Here is an 8,985-nt window from a genome sequence, read left to right on the forward strand (position 1 = left end):
GGTCACCCGTCCGGGCCCGGCCTACTACGCGCCTGGAGGCCCTGGCGCCCCCGGGGCGAAGCCGTCTCCGGCGAGGTCCTGGGGCGATGTGGAGGTGGACATCGACGTGGACGACGCGCAGGCGGCTCCCGTCCGGGCCCCCGCCCCGCCGCCTGGGGGCAGGGGACCGCTGACGCCGTTCGACGTGCCCGTGTCTCCCTCCGGACCTCCGCCCGGGGTCGCCTCGCGACGTCCGACGGCGCCGCAGCCCCCGCCGGTGGACCTGGGCGGGGTGGACGCCGCCGACCCGTTCGCGGACTTCATGTCCGATGTTGGACCTTCGGCCGCGCCGGTGGCCCCCGTGCCTCCTGCGGCGGCTCCCCGGCCGGTGGTCCCTCCGAGGCCCGTGGCCGCTCCGCCCAGGGCTTCCTCCACCGGAATCCGGGCGGTGCCTCCCGGGGCGTTCGCACCGCCCGCGCCCCGGCCCGCTCCTCCGGGGGCGTTCGCGGCGGGGCCTCCGGGTGCGCTTCGTCCTGGCGCCCCCGTTCCGTCTCCGGGCCCCGCGGCCTTCGCGGCGCCCCCGGCGGATCCTGGCGCGTTCGCGATGGAGCCTCCCCAGGGGTTCGCGGCCGTGCCTCCCGCGCCGCCCCGCGCCGCGCCTCCGCCGACCGCGCGCCGTCCCTCGCCCGGTGCCATCGCGCCCCCGGTGCCCGGCGCCATCTCCGACACGCTCTTCGACTTCCCCCAGGACGCGCCTTCCGCCCCGGGCCCTGCTTCTCCGCGCAACGCCGCCGTCCGGACGGCGCCTCCAGCGGCGCCCACCGCGCCGTCGCCTTCCTACGAGACCGAGGATCCGTTCGCGTCCATCGACATGGTCGCGCCGTCCGCGGACCTGTCCGCCCCCGCCCCCGAGGAGGCGCCGCCGTCCGCGCCGGGCTCGGATTCGATGGGCGACCTGTTCGACTTCTCCGGCGGAGGCGCCTCGGGGGAGGAGGGGATGGTCCCCACCGATACCGGCCGCGCCGCGCTCCTGGGCGACGTGCCCTCGGAGCAGGATCCGGACGCGGACGCAGAGGGCATCTCGCTGCTGAAGGACGTGCCGGCGTTCGACGACGCGGACCCCTTCAAGATCACCACGCCCCGCCGCGAGGTGGTGGACCTGGCCTCCATGCGCGGAGGGCCCGCCGTCACGGTGACGAAGCCCTCGGCCCGGCCGGAGGACGTGGGCATGCCCCAGCGCCGGCTGCCCGGCCGCGCGCGCAAGCTCACCGGGTTCGTCGTCAACCTCGCCGTCGCCACCGTGCTGGTGGTGGCCCTGGGCGCGCTGGTCACCGTGTACCTGCGCGACGGGAAGGTCGACGCGTCCACCCTGTCTCCGGACCGGCTGCGCGCGCTGGTGATGCCGCCGCCCGCACCGTTCATCGCGAGCGACGTGTCCAACGGCCTGTACGCCACGCGCGACGGCCACATGCTCTTCGTCGTGCGCGGGGAGGCGGAGAACCGCACCGGCACCGCCGCGGCCGTGCGCGTGCGCGCCGCCCTCTTCGAAGGCGACCAGCGGGTGCGCTCCTCCGAGGGGCTCGCGGGCGCGCTGGCCACGCCGGAGGACCTCTTCGCCGTCACGAACCGCGAGGCCGCCACCGCGCTGCGCCAGCGCCTGGACGCGGCCGCGCTCCCGGTGCCTCCGGGCGGCAAGGTGCCCTTCCTCGTGGTGTTCCAGGAGTTCCCCGCGGACCTCGCCGGCTTCCGACTGGAGGTGACGCTGGAGGCCGCGCCCTCCGCGCCCACGGCGGACCGCACGGGAGGGTGAGCCGCCATGCCCACGCTGGATGAGGCCCGCGCGCTGGCGCGCAACCTTCACGCCCTGGGCGGTGGCGCCACGGTGCGCCGCAAGGCCGCCGCGCGCGAGCTGGCCCGGCGCGAGCCGTTCGACACGAACGAGCTCATCGGCCACCTGCTGTCCCTGGCGAGGGCGGGCGAGGCCCCGGCCACCTGCGTGCTGTCGGACTTCATGGCCGCGCTGGACCAGGAGTCCGAGCACATCCCCCACGTGGACGCGCTCCGGCGCATGGCCCACGTGCAGTCGCTGGAGGCGGTGGCGGACCTCTTCGCGCAGGGGCCCGCCCGCAAGGAGCTGGACGCGGACGCCGCGGCCCGCGCGGACGCGCTCGCGGCCAACCAGTCCCTGGGCCACCTGAAGCAGCAGGCCCGTCTGACGCGCGACCCGGACGTGCTGTCGCGCCTGGCCACCGTCAGCAACCCGGCCGTGCTGCGCAACGTGCTGCTCAACCCCCGCCTCACCGAGCCGCTCGTCGTGCGCATCGCCGCGCGCCGGCCCGCCCGTCCGGAGCCGCTCGTCGAAATCTGGAAGACGCCGCGCTGGTCCGTCCGCCACGCGGTGCGCCGCGCGCTCGTCTTCAACCCCTACCTGCCACCAGAGGTGGGCGCCAAGATTGTCCCGCTGCTCAACGCCTCCGACTTGCGGGAGCTGGTGGCGGACACGGGGCTGCTCCCCGCGCTGAGGCAGCAGGCCGCGCGCCTGCTGCTGGCGCCCGCGCCCGGCAGTCCGCCCGGTCCGCTCGTCCTCCCGGGCGGGGAGGAGGTCTAGGAGCGGCGGTCCTTCGGAGGCTCGGTGAAGTCCGCGTCCGTGCTGCCCCGGCGGGACTGCGGCAGGGTCTTCACGTCGACCAGGTCCTGGCCGCGCGACGCCTTGCGGAACGAGTAGACGAACTTGCCCACCGCGTTGCCAAGCTGCCCCATCCGCGCGGCCGAGAAGACCACCAGCAGGATGAAGCCGAGGACGATGTATTCTCCGAGGCCCAGCATGCGGCGGACACTGCAATAAACCCTCCCGGGAGGCAAGCCGGGCGGCGTCCACCCCTGGACGCCCGGCCGTCCGCGGCGCTGCCCCGGGGCCCGTTTCCGTCGCACACTGCGCTCCCCATGCTCCTGCTCGCTCACCGTGGTGCCAGCGCCGATGCCCCCGAGAACACCCTGGAGGCCTTCACGGAGGCCGTGCGCCAGGGCGCCGACGGCGTGGAACTGGACGCCATGGCGTGCGGCTCCGGCGAGGTGGTGGTGTGCCACGACGAGCGCCTGGAGCGCCTGGCCGGACAGCCCTGGGAGGTGCGCACCACGCCGTGGTGGAAGCTCTCCCGCGCGGACGTGGGCACGTCCCTGGGGTTCGCCCCCGCGCGCATCCCGCTGCTGGAGGACGTGCTGGACGCGCTGCCCGCGCACTTCCTGGTCAACATCGAGCTCAAGTGCGACCGCGTCGACGACGGCGGCCTCGTCGCGAGCGTGGCCCGCCTGGTGCGGGAGCGAAAGCTCGCCGAGCGGGTGGTGGTGTCCAGCTTCAACCCGCTGTGCCTCTTCCGGCTGGCGGCGGTGGCCCCCACGCTGCGCCGGGGCTTCCTCATCGACCCGGACAAGGCCTGGGCGCCGCAGGCGTACGTGGTGAGCCCGCTGGTGTCCTCGCACTCGGTGCACCCCTCCCACGAGGCGTGCACGCCGGAGCGGTTGGCCGCGTGGCACGAAGCCGGGCTGCGCGTGGCGGCGTGGACGGTGGACGACCCCCGGCGCGCCCGGGCCCTGCGCGAGCTGGGGGTGTCCTACCTCATCACCAACCGTCCGGGACGCGTGCGCGAGGCCCTGCGCGACGTCGCCCCGGCGGCCTAGAAGTCCAGGCCCAGCGTGGTGTTGAAGGCGACGACGGACGGCAGGTCGCGGCTGTCCGCGCCCGCCACGTCGAAGCTGCCCAGGTTGGTGACGGAGAACTCGGCGCCCAGTTGCAGCGCGCCGCCGATGAAGCGCCCACCCACGTAGAAGCGCGGGGTGAGGTTGTCGCCCGCGGACACCCGGGCGTACGCGCCCGTGTTGATCAGCGCATCCCGCGACTGGTCGCCCGCCGCGTCTCCCAGCGAGCGGCCGGGGTCGAAGTCCAGCGTGCGCGACGCGGCGCTGACGAAGTTGAGGTCCAGGCCGCCGTAGGGCGTGAGCGTCACCATGCCGCCCAGGGGGAACTGCTTGCCCAGGCCGATGTCCAGGCCCGTGGTGGTGAGGTCCAGGTCGTGCGCGCCGAACAGCTTCGTCACGTGCAGGCGCGCGCCCACGTCCGGCAGGTACGTGAAGCCCTCGTTGACGGCCCACTTCAGCTCGCCCGTGGCCGTCACCATGCTGCTCTTCTCCACCCAGCCCACGCGCCCGCCCAGCTCCAGCGAGAAGGGCAGGCCCTTGCGCACGTGGAGGGAGGGCACCAGCACGGAGCCCGGCTGCGCCTTCTCCGTGGGCAGCGCCACGCTCTCCGGCAGCGACACCACGGACAGCTCCGCGTTGAACGCGTAGCCCGAGTGGCCCGTCGTGCGGGGAGGCATCAGGTTCGCGGACGTCATCACCGCGCCGAACGTGCGCGCGAAGGCGCGGAAGTCCGCGCTCGCCTGCGTGAATTGCTCCGGGGTGATGATCGCGCTGCCGTCGCGCCGGTCGACGCCGAACCGGGCAATCGACAGGTCGTTGTCATCCGCGTGGGCAGCGGCCCCGCACAGCGCCGTCGCGAGGACCAGCCACCGACTGAACGTCCGCATTGGGGATTCACGCCTCCGGGACGCATGCCGGTCAAGCGGGCGCCCACCTGCGCGGACCCTAAATCGGCCTTCGGTGAAGCGTCAACAAAACGGGCGGCCCTCCTCCAAGAAGGCTCCCTTCCGGTGGGGAAGGGAGTCCTTGGAAGCAGGCCGCCCGTGGTCAGGCGTCAGGCGTGGTGCCTGGGGACTACTGCTGGCGCGGCTTCACCGGCGTGGTGGCCGCGGCGGCGGGCGTCGTCACCTTCTGGGCCACCTCCGCCGGACGGCGGCGGATGACCAGGGTGCGGCGGCTGGCGAACTCGCTGCTCTCGCGGGCCACCACCAGCACGTTGTTGTTGCCTTCCTTCAGGGTGAAGTCCGCGGTGAACTTCAGCGTGTTGGGCTCGCCGCCCTTGGGGTCCACGGCCTTGAAGTAGACCTTCTGGTCGTTGACCAGCACGTAGACGTCCAGCAGGCCGTTGGGGTCCTTCACCGCGCCGGAGAGGGTGAACTTGTCGCCGTTCACCACCACGCCGCCGTGCGACGGATCCACGTCCAGCTTGATGTCCGGCGGCTGGTGCGTGGTGCTCCACGCCACCGTCTTGGGCGCCACGGCCTTGCCGGTCTTCACTTCGCGCGCGTCCTGCGTGCGCACGAAGGCGAAGCGGTCCTTCTCCAGCGCGACCTTGTAGAAGCCCTTGGTGACGCCTTCCACGGTGAGCGTCGCGCCCTGCGGCAGCCGCGCCACCGGGCGGGCGTCGGCGACGGGGGAGCCGAACAGCTCCGCCTTGTCCGACAGCTTCACCAGGCCCTTCTTCGCCTCCACCGTCGCGGCGGGGCCGTCCTTCACGGGCAGCTGGAGCTTCTCCAGGACGAACTCCTCCAGGGGCTCGTCGAGGATGGCCAGCTTCAGCGGGAAGGTGTCGCCCTTGTAGCCCTTCTTCAGCGCCACCTGGAAGCGCGCCGTCTTCGTCTCGCCGGGCTTGATCTCCCCCAGCTTGAAGCGGCCCTTCTCGATGAAGACGTTCGCGTCGCCGCCGTTCTTGATCTGCGCGAACGAGTCCAGCGCCGCGCCCGTGCCCGTGTTGGTCACGTCCATCACCACGGTGACGTCCTCGCCGCGCTGCACGGCGCCGTCGCCGTTGCACTCGGCGCAGTCATCCACCACCTGCCAGTTGAAGGCGAAGGTGGGGCGGGGCAGCTCCACGAAGGACAGCTCCGACACGAGCGTCTCGCGCAGGGCGCCGTTGTCGTCGAACAGCTTCACCTTCACGTCGTCGCGGCGGCTGGTGAGGTCCTTGGGCAGGCGCACCTGCACCTTCCAGGACTTCTTCTCCCCCGGCGCGATGGCGCCGAAGAGGAACTCGCGGCGGTCGAGGAACGCGTTGTCGCTCTCCGTCCACCCGCGCACGCGCTTGAGGGGCTCCGTGCCCTTGTTCTCCACGTTGATGACCATGTCCAGCGCTTCGCCGGCGGCGATCTTCGCGTCGTTGCCGGGCGCGAAGCTGGCGTCCAGCTGCACGTTCTTCGGCGTCGGACCCGGGCTCCAGTCCACCCCCAGCGCCGCGATGGCGCTGTTGATGCGCTGCTCCTCTTCGTTGCGCTTCTGCTCCACGAAGGCCTTGCCCAGCTTGAGCTGCTCGGTGCGCTTCACCGCCGGCACACGCAGGACGAAGTCGCGGGCGAACTGCACCTCGAAGTCCTCCTTGATCTCCTCCTGGGACTCCGCGTCCAGCTGGTCGTCCAGGTCTTCGCCCTGGCCGGCCACGTCCACGTCGAGCAGCGGATCATTCTCCCCGTGCTCCTTCTTGTCCTTGTCCTTGCCGGTGGGCTTGGCCGCGACCTTCTCCTTGGGCTCTTCCTTCTTCGCGGCGGCCTGGGCGGCCTTCTCGTCCACCTTCAGGTACTTGAGGCTGGTGCCCGGCTTCTCGCGGTCCAGCACCTCTTCGCGCTTCTTGGCGACGGTGGTGGAGTCCGGGTTGCCGAAGTGCTGATCCAGGTCCGCCTCGCCCATGGACTTGCGGGGCGCGAACACGTCCACCCGCTCCGAGGTGACGCGCGTGGGGACCAGCTGGATGTCCGGCACGATGCCGACCTCCTGGATGGAGACGTCACCGGGCGTGAGGTACTTGGCGATGGTCAGCTTGAGCGCGCTGTCGTCCGGGAAGTCGTAGAGCACCTGCACGCTGCCCTTGCCGAACGTCTGCCGCCCGATGATGACCGCGCGGTCCAGGTTCTTGAGCGCGCCCGCGACGATTTCGGACGCGGAGGCGCTGCCGGCGTTCACCAGCACCGCGATGGGGTAGGACTCCTCACCCTCGGTGGCACGCGCGCGCTTCTCCTCGCGCAGCTTGTCCGACAGGCCGACCGTCGCGACGATGGTGCCCTTGGACAGGAACGTGTCCGACACCTGGATGGCCTGCTCCAGGAGGCCGCCCGGGTTGCCGCGCAGGTCCAGCACGAGCCCCTTGAAGCCGCCCTTGGCGTCCGCCTGCTTGCGCATCTCCGTCAGCGCGGACTCCAGGTCGCGCGTGGTGTTGCCCTGGAAGTTCTTCAGGCGCACGTAGCCCACTCCGCCCGCGAGCAGCTTGTGCTGCACGCTCTCAATCGAGATCATCGCGCGGGCGACCGTCATCGGGCGGGGCTTGTCCCAGCCGTCGCGCTCCACGGTGATGGTGATGCGGCTGTCCACCGGGCCGCGCAGCTTGGACACGGCCTCGTTGAGGTCCATGTTGACGGTGGACTCCTCGCCAATCTTCTTGATGCGGTCGTCCTTCTGGATGCCGGCGCGCGCCGCGGGCGTCTTGGGCAGCACCTTCACCACGGTGAGGTTGCCCTCCTTCATCTGGATGACGAAGCCCAGGCCGCCGAACTCACCCTTGGTGGACAGCTTCATCTCCCGGTACAGCTCCGGGCGCAGCAGCACCGAGTGCGGATCCAACGTGGAGAGCATGCCGTTGACGGCCGCGTACTCGATGTCGCGCGTCTCCTCGATGGGGCGCATGTTCTTCGACAGGAAGTCGAAGACGTCCTTGAGCGCGAAGGACATCTTCCACAGGGAGTCGACGTGGGAGATGTCGAACTCCTTCTGCTTGCCGTTCACGTTCACGTTGAGGCGGCCCGTCTCCGGGTTGCCGTCCACGAGCACGTCCGGGACGCTCTTCTCCACGTACTCCAGGGAGGCGATCATCATCTCCTTGGGCTTCACCCGCTTCGGGTCGACGTAGTTCTCCTTCACGTAGAGGATGACCTTCGTCAGCACGCGCAGGCTGTTGAGGTCGTGCGGGGCCTTCTCGCTCTTGCTGGCGGACGGCAGGGCCCCGTCCCAGGAGTCCTGCCCCGCCTCCGCCGCTCCCAGGGTGAGCGGGAGGGGCGCGCGGTCACTGCCGGCGAAGGCCCAGGCTCCCAACAGAACGGCGACGGCGGTGATGCGGCGGAAGATACGCGGCATGCGGTTCATCCAAGCTGGGGCACGAGGGGTGCCCCGGGGTGAAGCGTGAAAAGCCCTGTGAATCCGAACGGTTCGACGTGAGCCAGGGTCCTGGTAGCGGCCGGGCAAGCCTAATCACGGCTTCCAGGTGCTTCAAGGCATGGCCTTGTCACTAGCGTCCGAGAACGTCTGCCGCAGGCAATGCGTTCCCGGTGCCCCCTGGCGGTACGGACACCCGGCGGCCCCGTTTATTTCGGGGGGCCGGGCGTCCCCAGCGTTCCCGGGCCGCCGATCGCATCCGGAGGCGCATCCGGGGGCGGGGCCAGGTTCCCCGCGGCGCGCAGGCCCCGGTACAGCAGGGTGCCCCCGATGATGGCCACCGGGAGGAAGAAGGTGTTGAGGATGGGCACCCAGAGCAGCACATAGACGCCCGCGCCGAAGCCCAGGCAGAGGGCCCGGCGCTCGCGCAACATGCGGCGCACCTCCGAAAACGGGTAGAGGTGGCGCGTCATGGGCGCGGCCAGGTGTTCAGCGGCCATCCACAGCATGGTCCACAGGCTGGCCAGGACGGTGAAGAGCACGCTGCCGATGCCGGGCACCGCGTTGAGGGGCAGGAGCACCGCCAGCCCCAGCAGCAGCAGGGCCAGCCGGGCGAGCGTGTGCAACAGCCCTGTCGTCAGCCCGCGCAGGAACGAGGCGGACGACAGGGCGCTGTTCGGGCCGTCACACTCGGACTCGGTGGCCTCCGACAGGGGGTCCTGCAGCGGGGCGATGAGCAGGGGCGGCACCACGTTGGCGCCCACCACCCAGGCGACCAGGCCCGCGAGGACGAGCGCGGTGTACCAGCCGGCGCGGCCGTACCAGGACACGGGCCGGGCCCAGACGGACCACAGGCTGGCCAGGACGGTGAAGAGCACGCTGCCGATGCCGGGCACCGCGTTGAGGGGCAGGAGCACCGCCAGCCCCAGCAGCAGCAGGGCCAGCCGGGCGAGCGTGTGCAACAGCCCTGTCGTC

Annotated in this window: 6 protein-coding genes and 1 pseudogene; 3 read left to right on the forward strand and 4 right to left on the reverse strand. The window is 71.7% G+C overall.

What is annotated here, in order from left to right:
• Window positions 1–1,789, forward strand: a pseudogene (locus D7V97_RS46200) (hypothetical protein); the annotation flags it as partial.
• A gap of 6 nt (window positions 1,790–1,795) precedes the next feature.
• Entirely contained in the window at window positions 1,796–2,587 is a 792-nt protein-coding gene (locus D7V97_RS35340; protein ID WP_120615026.1) for a hypothetical protein, read from the forward strand.
• Here the strand turns inward: D7V97_RS35340 and D7V97_RS35345 are convergent.
• On the reverse strand, window positions 2,584–2,805 hold the full coding sequence (locus D7V97_RS35345; RefSeq protein WP_120615027.1) for a twin-arginine translocase TatA/TatE family subunit: 222 nt from the start codon (window positions 2,803–2,805) through the stop codon (window positions 2,584–2,586). The genes D7V97_RS35340 and D7V97_RS35345 overlap by 4 nt on opposite strands.
• Window positions 2,806–2,922: 117 nt before the next feature.
• Between D7V97_RS35345 and D7V97_RS35350 the strand changes: the two genes are divergently transcribed.
• Window positions 2,923–3,657: a glycerophosphodiester phosphodiesterase family protein gene (locus D7V97_RS35350; RefSeq protein WP_120615028.1), complete on the forward strand. Its 735-nt coding sequence runs from the start codon at window positions 2,923–2,925 to the stop codon at window positions 3,655–3,657.
• Here the strand turns inward: D7V97_RS35350 and D7V97_RS35355 are convergent.
• The 3 genes from D7V97_RS35355 to D7V97_RS35365 all read right to left on the reverse strand — a co-directional run.
• Window positions 3,654–4,562 (reverse strand): hypothetical protein, encoded by a 909-nt coding sequence (locus D7V97_RS35355; RefSeq protein ID WP_120615029.1) that lies wholly within the window; start codon window positions 4,560–4,562, stop codon window positions 3,654–3,656. The genes D7V97_RS35350 and D7V97_RS35355 overlap by 4 nt on opposite strands.
• Before the next feature lie 187 nt (window positions 4,563–4,749).
• Window positions 4,750–8,001, reverse strand: a complete 3,252-nt coding sequence (locus tag D7V97_RS35360) for an MXAN_5808 family serine peptidase (protein ID WP_120615030.1) — start codon at window positions 7,999–8,001, stop codon at window positions 4,750–4,752.
• A gap of 218 nt (window positions 8,002–8,219) precedes the next feature.
• On the reverse strand, window positions 8,220–8,985 hold a 766-nt coding region (locus tag D7V97_RS35365; RefSeq protein WP_120615032.1), incomplete at its 5' end, for an EI24 domain-containing protein.

Origin of the sequence: Corallococcus sp. CA053C (genome assembly GCF_003611675.1) — a bacterium.
Lineage (GTDB): Bacteria > Myxococcota > Myxococcia > Myxococcales > Myxococcaceae > Corallococcus.